At 65.6% G+C, this 21300-nt stretch carries 18 protein-coding genes; 9 read left to right on the forward strand and 9 right to left on the reverse strand.

Annotated features, from left to right (window positions below):
* Positions 1 to 61: 61 nt before the first annotated feature.
* From Q9R31_RS14815 to Q9R31_RS14845, 7 genes are all read left to right on the forward strand, one after another.
* Positions 62 to 835, forward strand: coding sequence for a DeoR/GlpR family DNA-binding transcription regulator (locus tag Q9R31_RS14815; RefSeq protein WP_311263473.1), 774 nt, complete (start codon positions 62 to 64; stop codon positions 833 to 835).
* A complete protein-coding gene (locus Q9R31_RS14820) occupies positions 832 to 2046 on the forward strand; it encodes an MFS transporter (RefSeq protein WP_311263474.1) in 1215 nt (404 codons plus the stop codon). Before Q9R31_RS14815 ends, Q9R31_RS14820 begins: the two co-directional genes overlap by 4 nt.
* Positions 2047 to 2068: 22 nt before the next feature.
* Complete coding sequence (locus Q9R31_RS14825) at positions 2069 to 3565, forward strand: phosphatase PAP2 family protein (RefSeq protein WP_311263475.1); 1497 nt, start codon at positions 2069 to 2071, stop codon at positions 3563 to 3565.
* A 148-nt stretch (positions 3566 to 3713) separates the two neighbouring features.
* A complete protein-coding gene (locus Q9R31_RS14830; RefSeq protein ID WP_311263476.1) occupies positions 3714 to 4637 on the forward strand; it encodes an ABC transporter ATP-binding protein in 924 nt (307 codons plus the stop codon).
* Positions 4637 to 5530: an ABC transporter permease gene (locus Q9R31_RS14835; protein WP_311263477.1), complete on the forward strand. Its 894-nt coding sequence runs from the start codon at positions 4637 to 4639 to the stop codon at positions 5528 to 5530. The genes Q9R31_RS14830 and Q9R31_RS14835 overlap by 1 nt, the downstream gene beginning before the upstream one ends.
* 271 nt (positions 5531 to 5801) lie before the next feature.
* On the forward strand, positions 5802 to 7208 hold the full coding sequence (locus tag Q9R31_RS14840; RefSeq protein ID WP_311263478.1) for an amino acid permease: 1407 nt from the start codon (positions 5802 to 5804) through the stop codon (positions 7206 to 7208).
* A 22-nt stretch (positions 7209 to 7230) separates the two neighbouring features.
* On the forward strand, positions 7231 to 8538 hold the full coding sequence (locus tag Q9R31_RS14845; protein ID WP_311263479.1) for a M18 family aminopeptidase: 1308 nt from the start codon (positions 7231 to 7233) through the stop codon (positions 8536 to 8538).
* Here Q9R31_RS14845 and Q9R31_RS14850 read toward each other — a convergent pair.
* Positions 8535 to 9194 carry a NeuD/PglB/VioB family sugar acetyltransferase gene (locus Q9R31_RS14850; protein WP_311263480.1) on the reverse strand — a complete coding sequence of 220 codons (660 nt, stop codon included), beginning with the start codon at positions 9192 to 9194 and terminating at the stop codon, positions 8535 to 8537. The two genes, Q9R31_RS14845 and Q9R31_RS14850, sit on opposite strands and share 4 nt — an antisense overlap.
* Positions 9195 to 9383: 189 nt before the next feature.
* The gene (locus Q9R31_RS14855; RefSeq protein WP_311263481.1) at positions 9384 to 12071 is read right to left on the reverse strand and encodes a LuxR C-terminal-related transcriptional regulator; all 2688 of its coding nucleotides are present in this window, start codon (positions 12069 to 12071) and stop codon (positions 9384 to 9386) included.
* A 580-nt stretch (positions 12072 to 12651) separates the two neighbouring features.
* Between Q9R31_RS14855 and Q9R31_RS14860 the strand changes: the two genes are divergently transcribed.
* Positions 12652 to 13503: a glycosyltransferase family 2 protein gene (locus Q9R31_RS14860; protein ID WP_311263482.1), complete on the forward strand. Its 852-nt coding sequence runs from the start codon at positions 12652 to 12654 to the stop codon at positions 13501 to 13503.
* Positions 13504 to 13532: 29 nt separating this feature from the next.
* Positions 13533 to 14504, forward strand: a complete 972-nt coding sequence (locus Q9R31_RS14865; protein ID WP_311263483.1) for a glycosyltransferase family 2 protein — start codon at positions 13533 to 13535, stop codon at positions 14502 to 14504.
* Between the two features lie 165 nt (positions 14505 to 14669).
* On the opposite strand, the gene Q9R31_RS14870 is transcribed toward Q9R31_RS14865, so the two are convergent.
* The 7 genes from Q9R31_RS14870 to Q9R31_RS14900 are packed head-to-tail and all read right to left on the reverse strand — an operon-like array spanning position 14670 to position 21277.
* Positions 14670 to 15731 carry a hypothetical protein gene (locus Q9R31_RS14870; RefSeq protein WP_311263484.1) on the reverse strand — a complete coding sequence of 354 codons (1062 nt, stop codon included), beginning with the start codon at positions 15729 to 15731 and terminating at the stop codon, positions 14670 to 14672.
* The gene (locus Q9R31_RS14875; RefSeq protein ID WP_311263485.1) at positions 15728 to 15970 is read right to left on the reverse strand and encodes a hypothetical protein; all 243 of its coding nucleotides are present in this window, start codon (positions 15968 to 15970) and stop codon (positions 15728 to 15730) included. Before Q9R31_RS14875 ends, Q9R31_RS14870 begins: the two co-directional genes overlap by 4 nt.
* Positions 15967 to 16308 (reverse strand): hypothetical protein, encoded by a 342-nt coding sequence (locus tag Q9R31_RS14880; protein WP_311263486.1) that lies wholly within the window; start codon positions 16306 to 16308, stop codon positions 15967 to 15969. Before Q9R31_RS14880 ends, Q9R31_RS14875 begins: the two co-directional genes overlap by 4 nt.
* Positions 16305 to 18083 (reverse strand): glycosyltransferase, encoded by a 1779-nt coding sequence (locus Q9R31_RS14885; protein WP_311263487.1) that lies wholly within the window; start codon positions 18081 to 18083, stop codon positions 16305 to 16307. The genes Q9R31_RS14880 and Q9R31_RS14885 overlap by 4 nt, the downstream gene beginning before the upstream one ends.
* Positions 18080 to 19366 carry a polysaccharide biosynthesis protein gene (locus Q9R31_RS14890; RefSeq protein ID WP_311263488.1) on the reverse strand — a complete coding sequence of 429 codons (1287 nt, stop codon included), beginning with the start codon at positions 19364 to 19366 and terminating at the stop codon, positions 18080 to 18082. The genes Q9R31_RS14885 and Q9R31_RS14890 overlap by 4 nt, the downstream gene beginning before the upstream one ends.
* Positions 19356 to 20174, reverse strand: coding sequence for a glycosyltransferase (locus tag Q9R31_RS14895; RefSeq protein WP_311263489.1), 819 nt, complete (start codon positions 20172 to 20174; stop codon positions 19356 to 19358). Before Q9R31_RS14895 ends, Q9R31_RS14890 begins: the two co-directional genes overlap by 11 nt.
* Positions 20175 to 20185: 11 nt before the next feature.
* The gene (locus Q9R31_RS14900) at positions 20186 to 21277 is read right to left on the reverse strand and encodes a hypothetical protein (protein WP_311263490.1); all 1092 of its coding nucleotides are present in this window, start codon (positions 21275 to 21277) and stop codon (positions 20186 to 20188) included.
* Positions 21278 to 21300: the final 23 nt, after the last annotated feature.

Raw genomic sequence — 21300 nt, forward strand, 5'->3', positions numbered from 1 at the left:
CCGCGCGGTACAACCGTGGCCAATTAATGAGCAAATGATCATAAGTTGATAGCATTTGCTCATGAAAACCGACGAGCGGCATCGAACCATTGCCGAAATCCTCCGGCGGCAGCCAGAGGTGAGCGTCGAAGACCTGATGCAGGCCTGCGCCGCCTCCGGTGCAACCATTCGCCGGGACCTTGAGGTACTGGCCGGCCACGGCGTCCTGCGCAGGGTCCACGGCGGCGCCAGGAGCCTCATAGGCCACGGACAGAACCCGGGCTACGGCCAGCGTGAACTGGAGGACCGGGATGCCAAGAAACGCATCGCAGCTGCCGTGGCCGGCCTGCTCGCCGAAGGCGAACACGTCTGGCTGGACAGCGGCAGCACAGCAACTGAGGTGGCGCGGGCAGCCGCCGGCCGGGAACTGACCCTGATGCCCATGTCCCTGCAGGCCCTCAACGCAGCAGCAGGCGGGGACACTGCCGCAGGATCCCGACCGGCACTGCTGCTGCCGGGCGGAAGCGTGCTGCCCGGCGAACTCTGTTTCCGCGGGCCGCTGGCCGAGTCCAACATCAGGTCCCTGCGTTTTGACACCGCGGTGGTCACGCCCTGCGCCGTGGACTTCCAAGACGGCCTGCTGGCGCATGACCTCGACGACGCAGCGGTGAAAAAGGCCGGCCTGGAGTCGGCTGCACGCGTGGTGGTAGCCGCCTCAGCAGCAAAGTGGCAGGCCAATGCCCGGGTGCTCGTCGCCGGCCTGGACCGGGTGGATGTCATCGTGACGGACCGGCAATTCAACGCCCAGGACAATGCCGAACTCGAAAAATACTCTGTGGAAGTAGTGAGCGTATGAGCACCAACACCGGTACCGAACAGCAGGCCGGCCTGAGGGCCGCCGCCGCAGCCACATTCGTGGTCTTCGGCATCAATGGGCTTGTCTTCGCCAGCTGGGCGGCCAGGATTCCTGCCGTCACACAAACGTTGAACATCACGTCCGGCCAAATGGGTACGCTGCTGCTGTGCACGGCCGTAGGCTCACTGCTGGCACTTCCCACTGCCGGCCTGGTGGTTGGCAGGATTGGCACCGCCAACACGGTCCGCTTTGCCGGCCTGCTGGCAGCGGCGGCAGGCGTGGGTATCGCCATGTCGCTCTCCGCCACGTCCATTCCCGGAACCGCGGTGTCACTGTTCTTCTTTGGCATTGGCATCGGACTCTGGGACGTGGCACAAAACATCGAAGGGGCGGACGTGGAGCACAAGCTCCGCCGCACCATCATGCCCCAGTTCCACGCGGCCTTCAGTGGCGGCGCATTTGTTGGGGCCCTCGTGGGTGCAGGGCTTTCCACCCTGGGCGTGGACCTCCCGCTGCACCTCCTGGTGATTGCAGCCGTTGTGGTGCTGGTAGCCCTGGCCGTTCCACGCTACTTCCTCCCCCACGTCTCTTCGGCCACCGCCCAAGGGGAACCGAAACCCACCAAGGGACCGTCCGCGTGGCGGGACAGCAGGACGCTGCTGATCGGCGTGGTGGTCCTGGGTGCCACCCTCACCGAAGGTGCCGGCAACGACTGGATCGCCAAGGCCTCCGTGGACGGACTCGCGGCCTCCGAATCAACCGGCGCCCTGATGTTCGCCCTCTTCGTCCTGGCCATGACGGCAATGCGGTTCGTCGGCGGCCGGGTCATCGACAAATACGGACGCGTTACCGTGCTGCGGGCCAGCATGGCCGCAGCAGCCGCGGGACTGGGCCTCTTCGTGCTGGCGTCGAATATCTGGCTCGCCGGCATCGGTGCGGCCCTTTGGGGCGTTGGCGCCGCCCTGGCCTTCCCGATGGGCATGTCCGCGGCCTCCGACGATCCGCAGCACTCAGCGGCCCGCGTTTCCGTTGTATCCACCTTGGGTTATATATCGTTCCTGGCGGGACCGCCGCTGCTGGGCTACCTTGGTGACCTCACCGGCATCCACACCGCCCTGCTGGCGATTATGGCACCCATCCTGGTCGCCCTGCTTCTTGCGGGAGCCGCCAAGCCGCTGCAGGTTGAGGAGGAAGCCGCCGAGCGGGACTAGCTGTTGGGGTTAGGGTGATCACATGCAAAGCGCCAGGCCGCGTGGGCGGAGTTGGATCAGCCGCCTCGATAAATACCTTTTGAAGCATGTATCCAACCTGCCGGGTGGTAACCACGACGTGTTCTTCCGTCGGCTTTCTGCCTCAGCCAACCAGGGGAAGCTCTGGATGGGAGCGGCGGCAGTCCTGTCGCTCTTTCCCGGCAGGACCCGGCGGGCGGCACTGCACGGCCTGATCGCCCAGGCGGTTGCCTCCGCGGTTACCAACGTGGTGTTCAAGACGCTGCTCCCCCGCACCCGGCCGCTCCCCGAACATCTGCCGGTCTTCCGGTTCGTGCATCCTCAGCCCACGAGCTCCTCCATGCCGTCAGGGCACTCAGCCTCGGCCATAGCTTTTGCGGTCGGCGCCGGCCTTGTTCGCCCCGCGGTGGGTGCCGCCCTGGCTCCAGCTGCCGTGGGAGTTGCGTATTCCAGGGTGCACACCGGTGCCCACTGGCCCTCGGACGTCCTCTTCGGTTCAGCGCTGGGTGCCGGCGCGGCCCTGGTGACCCGGCATTGGTGGCCGGTCCGCCCGCCGATCCCGCAGACGACGAGGGCATGGACCAGTGCGCCCACATTGCCGGACGGCGAGGGTTTGAGCATCGTGGTTAACACCTTGGGCGGATCCTTTAAGGAGGAAACCGCGTCAGCGCTCAAAGAAGTATTTCCCAAAGCGCATATAAATACCGTGCAGCCAGATGAGGACCTGGTGCAGCGGATCGCCGCCACCGCGGATTTCCCTGGTACCCGCGCCCTGGGCGTGTGGGGTGGGGACGGAACCGTGGGTGCGGCGGCTGCTGCCGCCGTCGTACGTTCCATTCCCCTGCTGGTGCTGCCAGGGGGAACGCTGAACCACTTTGCGCGCGACGCGGGGACGGGAAGCCTGAAGGATGCCGTGGAAGCGGCAAGCAAAGGTGAGGCCGCCTTGGCTGACATCGGGCTGGTGACAGCCGAACGGGGCCTGGCGGGGAGCCCGGAGATCTCCGAAATGGTCATGCTGAACACATCGAGCGTCGGCCTTTACCCGAACTTTGTGCGCCGGCGCGAGCACCTGCAACCGGCGCTCGGAAAGCCCTTGGCCGGCGTCGTGGCGATGTTCAGGACCTTTGCGGCGGGGACTCCCACCACCCTGGCCGTGGACGGCGTAGTGCATAAGGTGTGGATTGCCTATCTGGGCCGGGGCCGGTACTACCCCCGGGACCATGCGCCCCTGTTCCGGCCGGTCATGGATGACGGGGTGTTGGACGTGCGGATGATTACCGCCGATGAGTCATTCGCGCGGGTGCGGCTGCTGTGGTCCGTGCTGACGGGAACGGTGGCAAGCTCCAGCATCACCCACCTGCGGGAGGCCACGGAGGTGAGGATCGACGCCGGGGGTGCGCCCATGGCGCTGGCAGTGGATGGCGAAGCGCTGGCCGGAGTCCGCAGCGTCGCCTACAGAATCCAGCCGAGGGCGCTGACGTATTACTCCCCCCGCCGCTGAAAACACGGACCAGGCAGGGGCCGACCCTGATTCTCCCCTGAATCATCCCTGATTCCGGCGAAAAGCTGCCCGGGCGTCGGTAGCGTAGGGCATGAACACCCACCCAACGTCGTCCGCAGCCCCAACGCTGCCGTGCAAAGGATTCTCCATGATCGAGGCAAACGGGCTGACCAAGGTCTATGGCGCCAAAACCGCCGTGGCCGGTGTCAGCTTTACCGTCAGGGCAGGGCAAGTGACCGGCTTCCTGGGCCCCAACGGGGCAGGAAAGTCCACCACCATGCGAATGATCATGGGACTGGACCGGCCGACGTCGGGATCAGTCACCGTGAACGGCCTGCCGTATGTCCGGCACAAGGCACCCCTGCGCGAAGTGGGTGCACTGCTGGACGCCAAGGCAGTGCACACCAGCCGCAGTGCCTACAACCACCTGCTGGCCATGGCCGCCACGCACAGCATCCCCAAATCCCGGGTGCACGAAGTCATTGAAATGACGGGGCTGGACGCGGTGGCCCGCAAGAAGGCCGGAGGCTTCTCCCTGGGGATGGGCCAGCGGCTGGGCATTGCGGCGGCCTTGCTGGGGGACCCGCAGACCCTCATTTTGGATGAACCCGTCAACGGCCTGGACCCGGAAGGTGTGGTGTGGGTGCGGAACCTGGTCCGCTACCTCGCGGGTCAGGGGCGCACTGTGTTCCTTTCCAGCCACCTGATGAGTGAGATGGCGCAGACCGCTGACCACCTGATCGTCATTGGGCGCGGCCGCGTGATTGCCGATGCACCCATCCATGACATCATCGCCGGCAAGGGCCAGTCACGGGTCCGCGTCCGCAGCAATGAACCGGACCGGCTCTACCAGCTGCTTGCCGAAAGGGGAGCGTCCATCGACGTCCCGGAGCGGGAACTGTTTGAAGTGACGGGCCTGGAGCCCAGAACCATCGCGGCGGCGGCACTGGAAAACCAGGTCATGATCTACGAACTCACTCCGCTCGTCGCCAGCCTTGAGGAGGCGTACATGGAACTGACCAAGGACGACGTCGAATACCACTCCCTGCCCGCTGCGGAGGTCAGCAAATAATGAGCGCAATGGCCACTGAATCCACGTCCTCGCCTGAACCTGCGGCATCCGCCGGAGGCCGCAACATCCGTCACGGGGCCCCGTCCCTGGCCGGTCCTACGTTCCTCAGGGTGCTCAACTCTGAAGTCATCAAGTTCCGCAGCCTCCTTTCCACACTGATCCTGCTCGCTTCCACCGTCGTGGTCATGGTCGGGTTCGGCGCCCTGTCCGCGTGGGGGACAGGCCAGTTCGCCGACGCCGCCACGCGGGATCCGCAGGCGGCGGCCCGGATGGCATCCCAGGGCGGCGACCTTGCCGTCAGTGTGCCCACCTCCGGCATCGCCTTCGCCCAGCTGATCCTGGGGTCCCTGGGCGTGCTCCTGATGAGTTCGGAATTCACCACCGGGATGGCGCGGTCCACCTTCGCAGCCGTGCCCAGGCGGCTTCCAGCGTTCGCCGCAAAGCTCGTGGTGGTCATGGTGACATCGTTCGTGGTCACCGCCGTATCCACGTGGGTGGCGGGACTGGCGGCCGTGCCCATCCTGGACAACTACGGCCTCAAGCTGGACACCGGCAGTTCCCAGTCGGTGAAGCTCCTGCTGGTCAACAGCATCTACGTGGCAGCTGTCGCCGCCATCGGCATGGCCCTGGGGACGCTCATCAGGAATTCCGCCGGCGGCATCATGAGCCTGGTGGGCATCTTTTTCGTGGCACCCATCGCTTTCCAGCTCATCCCCGGGGACTTCTTCGAGGAGGCCCGTAAATACCTGCCGGGCAACACCGTTGAGCCGCTGACGGCCGCCCAGCACGTTCCGGATACCTTGGAGGCCTGGCAGGCGGCACTGGTCCTTGGCGCCTGGGTGGTCATCCCCGTCCTGCTCGCTGCGGTCCTGCTGAGACGGCGGGACGTGTAGGCCGCAACGTCTGGTGCCGCCCGTGGGGACGGACGGTACGTGGTTTCCGGCACATTACAAAAGTGCCTGAGAGGAAACATTGTTTGCCCTACATGGTTCCTGTTTGGAGGCACGTCCTGTTGGGTGGCGCGAGGTCTGTTGGAGTGCACAAAGCAGGGCGCATAATGGCGGACCTAGGGTGAGACGACGATGTGGTGCATCACACGGTCCCCGGTGGTCCACCAAGGCACGTCGCTCAACCTCTGCTATTACCCAACAGGACGGCGCTTCAATGCATGCTGACCAGCAACTCTCAAAGTCCCTGAAACCCAGGCACCTGTCAATGATCGCCATCGCCGGCGTCATCGGTGCGGGCCTCTTCGTCGGCTCGGGCGCCGCCATCCAGCAGGCGGGCCCCGGCATCCTCGTCGCCTACGCTGCCGCCGGCCTGGTGGTCATCCTGGTGATGCGCATGCTGGGCGAGATGGCCGCGGCAAACCCGGAAACCGGCTCCTTCTCCACCTACGCGGACAAGGCACTGGGCCGCTGGGCCGGGTTCAGCATCGGCTGGCTCTACGCGTGGTTCTGGATCATCGTCCTGGGCATCGAGGCCACCGCAGGCGCGGCCATCATGCACCGGTGGGTTCCGGGCATCGACCAGTGGGTCTGGGCGTTGGTGCTCATGGTGCTGCTGACCCTCACCAACCTTGGTTCGGTGAAGTCCTACGGCGAGTTCGAGTTTTGGTTCGCGTCCATCAAGGTGGCGGCGATCGTCCTCTTCCTGGTCTTCGGCGCAGCCGCCATCCTGGGCCTCATCCCCGGCGTCCCGGCCCCCGGCCTGAGCAATCTGATCAACAACGGCGGGTTCATGCCCAACGGTCCGGGCGCTGTCCTGGCCGGAATCCTCGTGGTGGTCTTCTCCTTCTTCGGCGCCGAGATCGCCACCATTGCCGCCGGCGAATCCGAAAACCCCGTGGACGCCGTGAAGAAGGCCGTGAAGTCCACCGTATGGCGCATCCTGGTCTTCTACATCGGTTCCATCGCGGTGGTGGTCACCCTGCTTCCGTGGAACTCGGCCTCCGTGGCCAAGAGCCCCTACGTAGCGGTCATCGAACTGTTCGGCATCCCGGGCGCCGGAACCATCATGGACGTCGTGGTGCTGACCTCCGTGCTCTCCTGCCTGAACTCCGGCCTCTACACCGCAAGCCGCATGCTGTTCTCCCTCTCCACCCGCGGTGACGCGCCGCGCGCGTGGACCCGCATCTCCCGCCGCGGCGTCCCCGCTGCCGCCGTCCTGGCATCCACCGTGGTGGGCTTCGTTACGGTGGGGCTGAACTACATTGCCCCGGACACGGTGTTCCTCTTCCTGGTCAACACCTCAGGTGCCATCGCACTGTTCGTGTGGCTGGTCATCTCCGCTTCCCAGCTGGTCCTCCGCCGGCGCATGGGAGCGGCAGCGAAGGACCTGCAGCTGAAGATGTGGCTTTTCCCGTACCTCACCTGGGCAGCGATCATCAGCATCGTGGCCCTGCTGATCGGCATGGTGATTGTGGAGTCCACCCGGGAGTCCCTGCTGCTCTCGCTTGCGCTGGCCGCCGTAGTGGTTGCGCTGGGCGTGCTGCGCTACCGGCGGAAGGGGCCTGACACCGCCGCACAGCCGGCCGTGGCAGCCGAGGCTGCGGCAGCGCCTGCCGAGTAGGCGCGGCGCTAGACTCGGGACCATGCCTTTGCCTTCCTCTGCCGCAGACCACATCCAGGACCTTGGCGCCTATGTCAGCGCATCGCCGTCGAGCTTCCACGCGGCGCATGAGGGGGGCCGGCGGCTGGAGGAAGCAGGGTTCACGCGCCTGGATGAGCTGCAGCCGTGGGAGGGCGGTCCCGGTTCCTTCTTCATCATCCGGGACGGAGCCCTGATTGCGTGGGTGGTCCCCGAGGGTGCGGGACCAGCCACGGGGTTCAACATCCTGGGCGCGCACACCGATTCGCCGTCGTTCAAGCTCAAACCCAAGCCCACCACCGGTGCCCACGGCTGGCTCCAGGCCGGGGTGGAGATCTACGGCGGCCCCCTGCTGAACTCCTGGCTGGACCGCGAGCTGCGGCTCGCGGGCCGGCTGGTGATGCTCGATGGCACCGAACACCTGACGGCCACCGGGCCGCTGCTCCGCTTCCCACAGCTGGCCATCCACCTGGACCGCGCCGTGAACGAGGGGCTGACCCTGGACAAACAGCGCCACATGAACCCCGTGTGGGGGCTGGGGAATCCAACGGAATCTGACCTGCTGGGTGTGCTGGCGGCGTCGGTTGCGGGCGCCTCGGTTGATCCGGGCCGGATTGGCGGGTACGACGTCGTCATTGCGGACACACAGGTCCCTGCGGTTTTCGGGGGCAAGGGGGAGTTCTTCGCTTCAGGGCGGCTGGACAACCTGTCAGCCACACACGCCGGACTGGCAGCGCTGACCGCCCATGCCGGGACCGCAGCTGAAGGCGGCCCGATTGCTGTTCTTGCCGCCTTCGACCACGAGGAAATCGGCTCCAACTCCCGTTCGGGGGCGTGCGGGCCCATCCTCGAGGACGTCCTGGTCCGCATCTCCGACGGCCTGGGCGCAACGGTGAGCCAGCGGCGGCAGGCCTTGTCGGCGTCGTTCTGCCTCTCCGCCGATGCCGGGCACGCAGTCCACCCCAACTATCCGGAACGCCACGACCCCGCAAACCACCCCGTGCTGAACGGCGGCCCGCTGCTGAAGATCAACGCAAACCAGCGCTACGCCACGGACGCGTTTGGAGCCGCCTTCTGGGCGCGGCTCTGCGGCGAAGCGGGTGTTCCGTACCAGGAATTCGTGTCCAACAACGTGGTGCCCTGCGGCTCCACCATCGGGCCGCTCACCGCTACCCGGCTGGGAATCCGGACCGTGGACGTCGGGGTACCGTTGCTGTCCATGCACTCCGCGCGCGAGCTGTGCGGGGTCGAGGATCCGCGCCGCCTCGCCGCCGTGACGGAGCTGTTCTTCCGGACCTCGGCACAGGGCTAGCGGCTCCTGCCGTAGCTGAACGTCCCGTGGTCAATTTCCCGGGCAGGCACGCCCACCCACGTTTCGCCGTCGGGAACGTTGCTGAGGACGCCCGCGCCCACGCCGATCGTCGCGTAGTCTCCCACCGACGTTCTTTCCCGGACGCTCGCATTCAAGCCGAGATAGGCACCCTTTCCTATCCTGACGCCGCCGCCCAGGGAAACGCCGGCGGCGAAGGTCGCAAAGTCGGACACGTCAACGTCGTAGGAAAACGTGACGGATGGCATGGCCACCACATGGGAACCCAAACTGACCGCGGCAGTGAGGGTGACGTTTCGCAGGAGGATGCTGCCACGGCCCACACGGCAGCCTTCCGGGTACTGGACTGAAGGATCGACGGCAGTGGCGTACCTCGACTCGCCGATCCCGAGGGAGGCCAGGTGCAGCACCACCGCTTCGCGTTCCCTGCTGGATGCGATGCACACCAGGAGGAACGCGTGCGTGTAGTTCACGGCGTCGTCAATGCTGCCGAGGACGGGGGCGCCGTCGACGGTGACACCGGCCATTTCCCTGTCGTCGTCGAGCAGTCCAACCACGTCATACTGGCCGCTGCCGCGTACCATGGCCAGCACTTCACGCGCCAGGCCGCTGGCACTTATCAGGATCAGTTCGCTCACGTGATCGCGCCGGCAGCAGCCTGCCGGGGTTTCGTTACTGGGATCCGATCCATGCTGTACCTTTCCGGCTGTGCCCTACGTCCCCAGAACATGGCACAAGGGTATTCGCCCGCGCCACACTTTCCGCCCGGCCGGCGAAGGTTTGTGGCTTCGACGCGGGACCATGTGGAAACTGCGGTACCTGCGCCGTTACAGGACAGGAAGGACATACGGCTCCGTAGCCGTGGTTCCCTTGCCTGCAGCGAGGGCAGTCAGCTGTGCGCGGGATTCAACCCCGAGCTTGCGGTAGATCGCCGTGAGGCGTACTTCGACCGTTCGGACGGAAACATACAACGTGGCCGCAATCTCCTTGTTGCGCATTCCCCGTGCCACCATCATCGCCAACGACCTCTCATGGTCTGCGAGCAACAACATCGAAGAATTTCCCTGCGGGCGGGCGGGCTCCCACCGTTCATCCAGCAGGAGGGCGTCCACGTGCTGGGTCCAGGCGTCGGCCCCGGCCTCGTCAAACATCACCTTGGCGCGGAGCAACGCCTCCCGTGCGTGGCGCAGCCGGCCGAAGGCATGCAGCCGTTCCGCGTAGCACATCAGGGTCCTGCCCCGCTCAAGCCTGTGCCCGGTCCTGTCCTCAAGCGCGTGGTTGAAGAGCTGCAGGGACTGCTCACCGTCCGCCAGCATGGCGCGGCTCCTTGCAACAACCATCAGCACCCACGGAGAGCGCAGCCCCGCCGAGCGGCTTTCCAGTCGTTGCAGGGCCTGGGTGGCTTCGCGGTGCCGGCCGAGGCGGACCAGTACCTCCACCAGGTCGGCCTCACAGCGAAGCAGGGTGGGATTGCCCAATCCCATGCCAATCTCGGCCGCCCTGGACAGCTGGGCAACGGACTCCGCCAGGTCACCGCGCAGGAGGGCGAACAGGCCGTGGCAAGCCGCCAGCTGTGCCGTGAGGGCAGGGTGGTTTCCCGACCGCACATACCGTTGGGCCTCGCCGGCCTGTACGTGCGCCAGCTCGTCATCCCCCAAGGAGTAGGCACGCCAAACCCGGAACAGGTGACGCGTTCCGCGGTGGTACTTCATCTCTGGTTCGCGGTGCTCAATGTCGTCGATCAACTTGACTGCCGCTCCGACATTTCCGGCGCGGATCTCATTATCAACTGCCATCATGGCCGCGGTTTGCCGCCAATTGGCGTGGTCCGGTGTGGTGGAGCCGTGCAGCATCGCGAAGGCTTCACGGGCGCTTTCGTGCTGCTCTGCATAGGTGAGGGCCCGGCCGCGCAGCAGGAAGCCGGCTGGCCGGGCGCTCCCGGGCTGCCCGTGCCTGCGCATGGGGTTCGACCTTCCACCGCTGATGGATTCGACCAGCAGTTTGGCATGGTCGGCAATGACCAGGCACTGGGCGGACGCCGAGCCCCGGAACGAGCCGCCCTGGCGCAGAAGCTCAGCGGCTTCTTTCAATTCCCATCGCTCGGCATAGTAAAGGGCGCCGATGGCCAGCAGGCCCGCTGAATACCCCGGATCGTGCCGGCCAAATTCCGTCACGAGCCGCTGCACCATGCTGCACCGCACTGCAGCACCCTGGACGAACTGGATTTCGAAGGACAAGCCGGCCAGCCGCAGGATCAAGGCAGGGTTGCGCGTGACCCCCTGCGCCCATTCCACGTAACGCTGCGCATACACCAGCTCACCACGGCTGAAGAGCAGTCGGGCCAGGCCGGCCAGGCGTTCAGCCGTTTCCGCTTCCCGGGGGCTGATGGTGAGAGCCCGCTCTATGAACTCCACGGCGGAAGGCACTTCGCCTCCCCGGACCAGGTCCACCGCGTGGCGGAGAAGCTGGAACGGGGTCTGGCGTTGCACAGCGGTATAGCTCAAGTGCCAGCTGCGGGCATGGTGATCCGTGTCCCGTGCGGCTTCCGCCATGGCATGGTGGTTGGCGCTCCGAACGTCATGCGGCATGGCCGCGTAGACATGGCCCCGCAGCAGCTGGTCCGCGATCCAGACGTGCTGCCCCGATCTCTTCACCAGGCCGGCAGCCAGTAGTTCATCAGCGCTGGTCCATGCCTCAGGGTGGATCTTCCCGATAGTGGAGATGTCGCAACGGATGGCGAGGGCAAGCAGGTCCAGCACCCCGCGTGCGCCGGGGCTCAGCGCGGCGATCACTGACGCATAGTCTGCATCAAAGCTGCTGCGGATGGACAGCGGGACGGGGAGGGCGTACTTGCCGTCGGCGCAGCTTTCCAGCAGCCGGGTATGGAGTTCGACGGCGGCAAGCGGGTTGCCGCCGGTGGCGGCGGCAACTGTGTGTGCCGCCGCCGTCATGGTTCGGCCAGTCTGGATGCCTTCCAGCATCCGCACGGTGTCGCCGCGGCTCAGAGGCCGCAGGGGGAGCGCGGGAAGGCCGGCGAACGGACTTTCCGGAACCTGCGCCTGCACGCCGGCAAACAGGACGATCTCGGTGCCGGCCAGCCGCTTTGCCAGGAACCCGATGACTGACTGGCTGGCCGTATCCAGTTTGTCGGCGTCGTCGATCACGATGATGGTCCGCGCTGCTGAGCGCTGGTGCAGGCCGCTGAGCAGCATGCCGGACACGGCGGGCACGGTTAAGGCCGCCGCCTTGTCCCGCCGGAGCTCGTCGGCGGTCCGGTTGAGGACCGGATCGTCGATCTCGTTCAGGAGAGCGGTCAGCCCGGACAGCGGCCAGCCCGACTCAGCGGCACCGGGGGACAGGAACACGGTGCGGTAATCGGAGAGAGCGCGTATCCCGCACAGCAGGGCCGACTTGCCCATGCCGCGGCCGCCAACTACGGCCAAGGCCGTTTCCTTGGGTCCTCGGATCGCGGAAAAGATCCGGTCAATTTCTTTGTTCCGGCCCACAAGCGGCATAGCGTCCCCAATCTTGGAAGAAGGAGACCGAATTCCTGCAGTGCCCGATTAAATTCCTGCACGCACCCCAACGCGCAGGCCGATACATGCGAATATAAACCGGACACCACGCAAATTGCCGCTGGATTGCATCAAGATTAGGTGCACAATTGCTCAAGGCTCCGGTTCCTGCCCGAAACCCGGTCCCGGCCCGCTGTAGACGGGTCCTGGCGCCCATGGACTGCGGCGCCGGCAGCAGCATCCGACCACCTGTTCAGGGTGAATCCCCAAGCGCGGGATGACCAACCCCCTACTTGGGAACCCGGCGAAGGTAATAACCCCTATACCTAATATCCGCATCCCCCCATAAACCCTGTACTTGCCTTATTGCAGGGAATCTGATTGCAGAAACTGAGTACTCGCTACTGGTGACACTCGAATGGGGGACAAATAGGCTTTCGTCACGGCCAGAGTCAAAGGCTAACGAGAGCTGGGGCCCGAGACCAGACCCATGACCGGATAAAGCGTCAAAGTCGCGCTCGGCTTCCAAGCGGGCGGGTTCATTGTAACTATCCGCACACGTCATGAAGTGGTGAGGTATTTGTCCATTTCCATCCAGCTCCCAATTACTCTGGCGATGCAGGGCGCGGAGCCCGGTAAGGCTTCCGTCAGCGTCGTCATCCCAACTTTGAACGAAGCCAGGAACATTCCGTGGGTCCTTCGCAGGATGCCGTCCTACGTCGATGAGGTAATCATCGTGGACGGCCGGTCCACGGACAACACCGTCGGAGTAGCCCAGGCAATCCGGGACAATCTTGTCATCGTCAATGAGCCACGCAAGGGGAAAGGCGTGGCCCTTCGCTCAGGGTTTGCCGCAGCCTCAGGTGACATCATTGTCATGCTTGACGCCGACGGCAGCATGGACCCGCAAGAGATCGGTTGGTTCGTTTCCCCGCTCCAACATGACTACGACTTCGTCAAGGGTTCGCGGCATGTCACCGGCGGTGGCTCCGAAGACCTCACCCGGCTGCGGAAAGCGGGCAACCAGGCGCTGACCACGTTGGCCAACGCCGTGCTGCACAGCAATTACTCCGATCTTTGCTACGGATACATCGCCTTTCGACGCGAATGCCTCGAGATCCTGCAGCTGGAATCAGATGGATTCGAGATTGAGACTGAGCTGATCGTCCGGGCAGCGCGGGCCGGCCTTCGGATTGCGGAAGTTCCCAGCATCGAACTGGACCGGATCTCGGGAGCCTCCAACCTGCAGACATTCCGGGATGGATGGCGGGTCCTGAGGAAGCTGGCCCACGAATGCGTCATGTGGGAGGCGCCGACGGCGGGTGCCCGGCCCGAAGCCCTCCGCCGGGTCAAGTACGCCTATGCCAACGTCAGCGTTCCACGGACACCAACCGACCCGCAGAGCATTCTTTCCTTGGTTCAGGGGGTTTAACGATGTTGGATCGAGTTGTCCGTCCGAGCGTGTCGATTGTGATTTGCGCCTACACCGAACGCCGTTGGGACCTTTTACTGGACGTCATCGAGTCTGTCCGCGCCCAGACTGTCGCCCCCCAGGAGATCCTGGTGGTCGTTGACCACAATGAGGACCTCTACCAGCGGCTCCTCGAGATTGTGGACGACGTGACAGTGGTGGAGAGCGGAGGCCCTCCAGGGCTTTCAGGCGCCCGCAATACGGGGGTCGGCCTGGCAGAGGGGGACATCGTGGCATTCCTCGACGATGATGCCGTGGCGATGCCCAACTGGCTGGAACGCCTGCTCGTCCTCTATGACGATCCGGATGTGCTCGCTGTTGGCGGCCGCGTCGAGCCTGTATGGGACCGCGGTCGTCCGGGCTACTTCGGCGAGGAACTGGACTGGATCGTTGGATGCAGCCATCGGGGAATGCCGACGGTTGCCTCCGAAGTCCGGAACCTCATCGGGGCCAACATGTCCTTCCGGCTCGACGTCCTCCGACAGGTTGGCGGTTTCAACATTGCCCTTGGCCGGCAAGGCAATTTGCCTCTCGGCTGCGAGGAGACCGAGATCTGTATCCGCTCCACAATGGGCTCGCCCGGCTCCAGAATCGTTTATGAACCCGCGGCCTTGGTCCGGCATCATGTGCCGGAGGAGCGGGGGACGGTGCGCTACATGCTCTCGAGGTCCTGGTCTGAGGGCCTCTCCAAAGCACAGGTCAGCCACATCGTGGGGCACAAGCGGGCCCTCGGTCCCGAGCGGCGGTACGTCCGCAGCACCCTTCCGCGGGCCGTGTTCTCGGGAATCCGCGATTGGAGCCGGGGCGATAATCCCCTGGGGCTGGGGCGTGCAGGATCGGTCCTGGCGGTATTGGCCTTCACTTCAGCCGGCTACCTGCGCGGCCGCCGGCTGGCCCACTCCTCCACAACCCAGCTGACCAGCACAACCCCGCTGGGTGCAGTCTGGCGGGAAGTCCAATGAGGGTAAACGCCTAGCCAGGTGTTTCACCCGTCAACAGGGAAGGCCTCTTAGGTTGGTGGCTACCAACCTAAGAGGCCTTCCCTTTCCTATGTATGGAGGTGTCATCAGCTGCGTACATGCGCTGCCTGGGTACGTGCGCTGGCCCAAGCGTTGCAGGAGTTGCGCTCAGCCGGCGTCGGGGTGCCAGTACCGCAGGCCACCGCTGATGGCCCCGTCGTCGGCGACATCGATCAACGCATAGGGGAAGGCCAGGCGGTCCAGTTGGTCCGGGCCCTGGCCGCGGATGTCCGATGACCAGGTCCCAGTGTTGATGTACCGGGTGTCAGACGCTTCCAGCGGAGCTTCGAGGGCCCGGTGGGTGTGTGCGGAGATGTACCAGGCAACCGTGGAGCCGTGGGTTTCAAGAATGTCCGCGACCCGGGCTGCTGCGGCAGGGGCTTGGCCGCCACTGGCTCTGCGTCCGGTGGCCGTAATCACCATGCGGGTCGCGGTGAGCGGGAGCGCTGACACCGTCCGGAACCGGGACAGGCGCGCAAGCTCCCGCACTGCCGTCCCGCTGAGCGTGAGGCGCTGCGACTCGCTCTGCAGCAACTTGTCATAGGCGGGCCTGCGGACGCGGCGTTCGGCCCGCTCCGACGCCAGGCACGCCCGGGCGACGGCGCCGGCACGGCTGAGGCGCGACCTTGCCGGATGGGCATGCCAGGCGGCGAGGGGCGGCAGGTCCAGCTCGTCCGTGCCGTTGACCGCGGTGCGGAGCACCTCGGGTATCCGGTGCAGGGCGTGGTGCAGGTGCCCATGCTCGGCCACGAGGACGGAGGGGACGTACAGGAGCCATGGGTGCACCTGGACCCGCGTGGGATCGTCGGGCGCCAGCAGGGCCGATAGCCGCGTGGCCACAGAGGGCCGGGCCAACTCCACGTCATGGTTCCCGCATACGAAGTGCAGCTGCACCCCGCGCGTCGCGCAGGCCTTCAACGCCTGGAACGTTTCGGGGTGCCGCGCAAGGACGGCTTCAAGCCGGGCCAGGCTTTCGCCCTCGGTTAACCCTGCTAGTTCAAAGGTGTCCCCAACGAAGACGACGTGCTGCTGCGGACCCGCGGCGGCGGGCACCTCGCGGCGGATGAACCCGGGCAGCACCCTGCCTGGGTGGCGGGGGTCGTCGTCGGACACGTCCAGATGGAGGTCGCTGACGAGCAACCATCGCGCCGCGCCGCTCACGTATGTCACGTAAGCAGTCCGAGGACGCGCGGCAGGAGGAGGAGCAGGAAAGCCGCCCACATGACGCCGACGACGATCCTGGTGTTCCTTGCCCGGTTCTCGAGCCTGGGGCCCGTGGGCTGGCCGGTGTTTACACCAGTGGTTGTTCCCGTGGTTGGCCCGGTGTCTGGTCCGAGCCGCCGGACTTCGAGGGTTACGAGGGTGACGAGCAGCACGGCGGCCGCAAGCACTCCTGCCAGATCCATCATGATGCGACCTCCTGCCGTGCCCGCGCCGCGCATGCGAGGACAGTAATGACGGCCATTGTCACAATGCACGCCTGCCACGACCATACGGTGAGGTAGAACATGGCCGTGGACACTGCGGTGAGTGTGGCCAGGCCGAGTCCGAGGACGAGCAGCGCGCCAAGCGCGGCGTCGGTAATCGGTACGAGCCGGGCCAGTGCCTGGCCCGGGAGCAGGATGAGGACGCCGATCGCGGCGACCGCCTGCAGCGGTGTCGGCAGCCCGACCAACGTGACCACGGACAGCGCCACGGCCGCAATACCCAGTGCCAGCGTAGGCCGGCTCACATCTCGGCGGTTCATGGCCCCACCCGGTATACGCGTGCGTGGTTGTTGCTGTACGCGAGCTCCACACCGTCCTGGGCATCGAGCCAGTCCTCCAGCTCGTCGAATCCGCCTGTGGTGATCTGGCCCTGGACTACCAGGCTCGACTCCGCCGAACTCATGAGAAGCAGGTAGCTGCCGGCAGGATTGTGCTTGGCGTAGTTGTAGACGAGTGGGCCGCAGGTTGCGGCGGAAAGGTCGGATGGACAGAGGTCCTCAATGGTCCGGTACCGGTGTTCGAGGTAGTCCTTGTTGCGCCATGGCGTTGGATGGGCAGCAGAGATGATGGCCGAACCAGGGGGCGCCATGGTGTCCACGGTGGCGGTGGCGGCTATCTCGTCGTCGGTGAAGACGTCATACTGCGCATTGCCAAAGCGTCCTGTCACGGTCATCCCGGCAAACACCAGGCAGGTGAGTACAAGGCCTCCCGCAACACGGGTAGAAGGCCGGTATCCGGTGTTCGCGGGAAGCAGGACCGAAGACGCCTGCAGCGCAACGAAGGGGAGCGCGAACAGCGATATGCGGATGAGCATTTCGCCTCCATAGGACTGCGCGGGGAAGAGCAGTATCGGGGTGACGGCGAGGAGGAGCACGCGGATGTCAAGGCGCCGCCTGCGCCAGTCACGCACCGTTCCCACAACGGCGAGGGCCCATAGCAGGAAGGTGAGGCCCATCCTGACCTGCACCACGAATACGTGTCCGGCGGACCCGGTCGTGCGGTCGACGACGTTCGTCTCGATGGCGGTCTGCAATCCTGCGTCCGCCAGGGGCGGATGGCCTGCGAGGTACGCGCTTGCCGGAAAGACGAGCCAGAGCATAAGGACGACGCCGGCGATCAGGGGCAGCCTGCTGGGCCAGAGACGTCCGCTCAGGGTCAGGGCGGTCAGGGCGATAAGTACCATGAACGGCGTGAGCTGGTGGCTCGCGGAAATGACGACGATGAGCAGGACCGTTACCGCCAGGGCACCCACCCGGTGGCCGGGCCGGGCCTCTCTGGGGTACCGGCCATGCCACCACGTTGCCAGGTCGGCGCGCCGGAATCCGCGGAAGGCAGGGGCGTTCGCGGCCAACGGGCCGAGGGCCAGCGCCACCACCACCAGGTACAGGAAGAAGCCGAAGGCCTGGGGGGACAGGTAGTCCTGGTCCTGCCAGTTGCCGAGGCAGAAAAGCCAAAGCACCAGCCAGCGCCGCCGCGGATCGCTCGTCAGGGAGCGGGTCACCACGGCCACGCCCACGAGCCACAGACCCACGTTGAATACGGGTGCCCAGAGTGCAACGGTTACGGGGTCAAGCCCGGCTGCCCCGAGCACGGTTGCCAGGAGGGCGAAGAAACCCGGCCAGTTGAAGTACGCGTCGATGTTGGGGTCGATCGCCACATTGCGGGACATGGCGTCCGCGATGCCGAGGTGGCGGAATGCGACTTCACCGCGTGGCACGTCCGTCACGAAGACTGCGGCGCCGAAGAGAACGAGCACCAATACCACGAGGAGCCACACCATGACCGGGCTGCGTGCGGGGCCTGCGGCGTCCCCCCTCAGCGCCATGACGAAGGCGACGTTGAGAATGATAATCCCTGCCCAGAACGGGAAGGGCAGCACGCCGGTGAGCCCCACGTCGCTGTTCACGGGCAGCGCCACCGTGGAGGCGGCCCACGCTGCAAGAGCGAGCGAGGCGGCACCTGCCACGGCACACCAGACGTCGCGGGGCTTCCAGCGCGCCTGGGGGCGGATGGTCTCCTTGAGCGTGCTGGTCATGATGCCTCCTTTTTGGTGCGGCGGAGAATAGCTATAAGCCGGAGTCCGATGATGACGGCCCCGAGGGACAGCACCACCAGCCACGCAAGGGCCATGGCGCTGGAGCCATTGCCGGCGGCCAAGAGCGCTGAGACACAGAGGGCAGCTCCGAGGGTCACCCCGACCGCAATCGATTCTGTGTAGCGGCCGAGGACCCGGCAAACCGAGTTGTAGGCCTGAAGCACTGCATATGCCACCACTCCGGCGGCCAACAACCGCAGGGTGTTGGTGGAGGTATTGGCGTACCTGTCGCCGAGCAGATGGAGCAGCGGGTGGGCGAGGACGATGAGGACCATGGCAGCGAGGCCGCCGAAAACGAGGGACCAACGGAAACTCGCCCAGGTAGTTGCCGCCAGGCGGCCCGGTTCACGGACACCCTCGGAGAATTGGACGATGCCTATCAGCATGGGTGCGGTGTAGGCAGCCCAGGCCATCATCCATGCGGGGTACCAGTAAGCCGCCACCTCCGGTGACACCATGTGCGCAAGAAGGAGTGGCAGGACCAGTCCGGGGGCGCGTTCGGTGAGGGTGAGGAGTTGGTTTGGAATTCCCATCTTCAGCAATAGGCGTCCGCGCGCAGGGTGCAGGGACGGTCGGGGCCGGTAGCCGACCAGTTTCCTCAATTGGATACCGCCGGTCATGCATGTGACGGCCGAGCCGAGGGTCCAGCAGGCCATCAGCACATCGGCCGAAGCGCCGTGCGCCTGCCACGCCACCAACGCTGTGGCCCCAAGCGAGACAACACCGCCCAGCGTGTACCTCAGTGTCGCGCTGCTGCCGCGTCCCAAGGCTACGAGCGCCTGGTCCAGGACGGTACACATCGTTCCTGTGACGGCGGCTATCACGAACGTCAGCCAAAAGAGGACCGACATCGAGGCCGTGTCCGGCGCGACGAACAGCTCCAGCACGAGGTAGCCCAAGGCCAGCACGGTCCCCGCCACGCCAACGATGCCGAATGCCGCGTCCAGCACGCGGGCGGGCGGCTCGCCCCGCCCCACGGAGACGATTACCGCGGACCCGGTGCCCAGTACCGCCAGTTGGGTGCAGATCATCACCGCCGAAACTGCAGCAGTGGTGAGCCCGACCTCACGGTCGAACGTCGCGTGCGCGGCTACGACCCAAAAGGCGAAACCCGTGCCCGTCTGGGCGGCTTTTGCCAGGACGAGTCCGAGCGAGCTGCGCAGGGGGGAGTGCCGGACGACGGGTGAGGCCTCCGTTGGAGCGAGCTCACGTTCAGCCGTCACGACCTAAACCCCTCGCCATACCCGCATAGTTGTACCAGCAGAAGGCGATGTAATAACGCAGCCATTTAGGCTGGCCGGCAGCGATGCTCAACGCGCTGCCGCGGACTGCCGCGGCAGCGGGCAGGAGTGCCAGCCGAGCACCGCCCCAGCCGTGCTTACGGACCATCCGTCCCAGTCCTGTGCCGTCCATGAGGAACTGGTCGAGTGCGAAGTCGAAGTCGTCTGCGGCGAACCTGTGTTCGACCATGACCCGCTGCGACACTCCCGTCTTCATCCCTGACTGCCGCATCCGCCAACGCAGTTCGATGTCCTCGCCGGACTTGAATGCGTCGTCGAAGCCAAGGCCCAGCATCAGGTCCCGGTCGACGAGCGTCGCGACGAGTCCGAACCAGTTGCGGCTGCGGCCGGTGCGATGGTGATGCGCCAGAGCCTGCCCCCAGTACCCTGGTCCGGCGACGCTCTCCAGGCCTGCCTGGAGGGCATCGTACCCGTCCTCCACGAACTCAATGAGAAGGTCCGCGACCCCCGTGGCGCCGAAGACCACGTCGGCATCCACGAGCAGTACCCAACGGGTGCTGCTGCTTTGGACACCGAGCGTGCGGGCCCAGGGCAGGCCGCGACCCTCGTCACTGAGGACCCGGGCGCCGGCCGCACGGGCAATTTCGACAGTGCGGTCGGTGGACAACCCATCCACCAGGATGATTTCGGCGACACCGGACTGACGCAGGGCTTCCAGGCAGCGCGGAAGCAGTTGCTCCGCGTTGCGGGCCGGAACGACCGCGGTGACGTCTGCTGTGCTGTAGCCCACGGTGTCCTCCTTCAGGCTTGTTCGTCGAGGATCGACGGCAGCAGCTCGTCCAGGTGCCGGACAATATCGTCCGAGGCCTGGTCTGCAGAATAGGCCGATGGGATTTGGAACAAGTGGCAGGGGCGTCCGTCAAGGGCTTTGCTCAGAACCAGCCCCTTGGCTGCGAAGTGTTCACGCCAGGGAACGACGGACGTGGCGGCCAGGCCGGTCACGACCCGCTGCGAGAAGCCGGCCATCTCGATGTGGAAGTTGCCGATCATGCGGTCGACCATCCAGTCGGTCGACTTCTCGACAACCCGGGAGCGTGCGCCCTCGTAGCGTTCGACGTAGATGGAGGCGGCAAGCGGCGCCGAGGTGGTCACTTTCCGCCCTGGGAACGCGGCCTCCGGGGTGACCATCCGGTGCTCCGGCGACCACCGGCGGGAGAAGTCCGCCAAGCGTGGATAGCGGATAACGAATGGATGCACCACGGTGGTGAGGCGTCCGATGCTCCCCGAGAACCGTGAAGGGACAAGCGGTTTGCGTGCTCCTTCGAACAGGTGCGGGTAGATTGCGCGGTGGTGCGGCTTGATGAACATGGGCTTCGCGTAACCGAGCAGCGTGGCATCCTCGGAGAGGAATGCCCAGTCGTCGCCCATGAACGACCACCCTTCACGCCGCATCAACTTGGCGGCAGTGCTCGTCTTGCCGGTCCCGCCGGCGGCCGGGAGAGCGATCGCGTGGCCTCGGTAGGCCATCGTTGCGGCGTGGATCATAGCCGCTCCCTTACCGATCATCGCGGCATCCAGAACCGGTACCACGGAAGTCAACAGCTCTCCCGGCCCGTGAACGCGCCACTGATCCGCATCCCGGACAACCTGGACCCGGTCAGCCTGGAAGCGCACGCTGTTGTCGGTGTACGCCAACTCGTGCTCGACCAAACCGGCATCCGGCATCGGTTCCGGCCGGTCATCGACGATAATGTCTGGCTGCCGTTCAGTGTCGGAAGCGAAACAGGCCAACATGCTCTGAAGCTGCCTTGCTGTGGGGGCCATCGCGTCGACGCTGATCGTGACGCGGCCGTGAATGTCGAAGTGCAGTGCCTTCGCCCGCCTGGTGCTCATAGTCCTCCCCTGTCTGATTGGTG

It is taken from the genome of Pseudarthrobacter sp. BRE9 (genome assembly GCF_031844305.1).
Taxonomy (GTDB): domain Bacteria; phylum Actinomycetota; class Actinomycetes; order Actinomycetales; family Micrococcaceae; genus Arthrobacter.

Excerpts from the sequence above, each read along its gene's own strand:
- Q9R31_RS14815 (WP_311263473.1), top strand. The coding sequence starts at position 62 with ATGAAAACCGACGAGCGGCATCGAACCATTGCCGAAATCCTCCGGCGG.
- Q9R31_RS14840 (WP_311263478.1), top strand. The coding sequence starts at position 5,802 with ATGCATGCTGACCAGCAACTCTCAAAGTCCCTGAAACCCAGGCACCTG.
- Q9R31_RS14880 (WP_311263486.1), bottom strand. The coding sequence starts at position 16,308 with ATGAACCGCCGAGATGTGAGCCGGCCTACGCTGGCACTGGGTATTGCG.
- Q9R31_RS14845 (WP_311263479.1), top strand. The coding sequence starts at position 7,231 with ATGCCTTTGCCTTCCTCTGCCGCAGACCACATCCAGGACCTTGGCGCC.
- Q9R31_RS14875 (WP_311263485.1), bottom strand. The coding sequence starts at position 15,970 with ATGATGGATCTGGCAGGAGTGCTTGCGGCCGCCGTGCTGCTCGTCACC.
- Q9R31_RS14885 (WP_311263487.1), bottom strand. The coding sequence starts at position 18,083 with ATGACCAGCACGCTCAAGGAGACCATCCGCCCCCAGGCGCGCTGGAAG.
- Q9R31_RS14855 (WP_311263481.1), bottom strand. The coding sequence starts at position 12,071 with ATGCCGCTTGTGGGCCGGAACAAAGAAATTGACCGGATCTTTTCCGCG.
- Q9R31_RS14835 (WP_311263477.1), top strand. The coding sequence starts at position 4,637 with ATGAGCGCAATGGCCACTGAATCCACGTCCTCGCCTGAACCTGCGGCA.
- Q9R31_RS14830 (WP_311263476.1), top strand. The coding sequence starts at position 3,714 with ATGATCGAGGCAAACGGGCTGACCAAGGTCTATGGCGCCAAAACCGCC.
- Q9R31_RS14900 (WP_311263490.1), bottom strand. The coding sequence starts at position 21,277 with ATGAGCACCAGGCGGGCGAAGGCACTGCACTTCGACATTCACGGCCGC.
- Q9R31_RS14820 (WP_311263474.1), top strand. The coding sequence starts at position 832 with ATGAGCACCAACACCGGTACCGAACAGCAGGCCGGCCTGAGGGCCGCC.
- Q9R31_RS14825 (WP_311263475.1), top strand. The coding sequence starts at position 2,069 with ATGCAAAGCGCCAGGCCGCGTGGGCGGAGTTGGATCAGCCGCCTCGAT.